2 tRNA genes are annotated in these 346 nt (G+C 67.6%); both read left to right on the forward strand.

Features of this window, described 5'->3' with window-relative positions:
• The first annotated feature begins 32 nt into the window (after nt 1-32).
• A tRNA-Cys gene (locus ABWU78_RS20955) sits at nt 33-103 on the forward strand.
• A 19-nt stretch (nt 104-122) separates the two neighbouring features.
• Nucleotides 123-194, forward strand: a tRNA-Val gene (locus ABWU78_RS20960).
• Nucleotides 195-346: the final 152 nt, after the last annotated feature.

Below are 346 nucleotides of genomic sequence, written 5' to 3' on the forward strand. Positions count from 1 at the left end.
CGTCCGCCTCGCGGCGGCGGAGGGCAGGTCGCGGTGGAGTGGCCGAGAGGCGAGGCAGCGGCCTGCAAAGCCGTATACGTGGGTTCGAATCCCATCTCCACCTCGCAACAGCACCACCCTTTGGGCGATTGGCGCAGCGGTAGCGCGCTTCCCTGACACGGAAGAGGTCACTGGTTCGATCCCAGTATCGCCCACGAGCACCTGCGAGAGGCCGCCCCGGCATCGTCCGGAGCGGCCTCTCGCGTGCCGACCGCCTCCCGGACCGGATGCACGGTTCAGGTCGGAAGTCGGCTAGTATGTGCTTCGCGCCGGAACACGGGAGGGCTCACAAGAGCTCTCGCAGGAT

This window comes from Cellulosimicrobium sp. CpK407 (genome assembly GCF_051844275.1).
GTDB lineage: Bacteria > Actinomycetota > Actinomycetes > Actinomycetales > Cellulomonadaceae > Cellulosimicrobium > Cellulosimicrobium cellulans_G.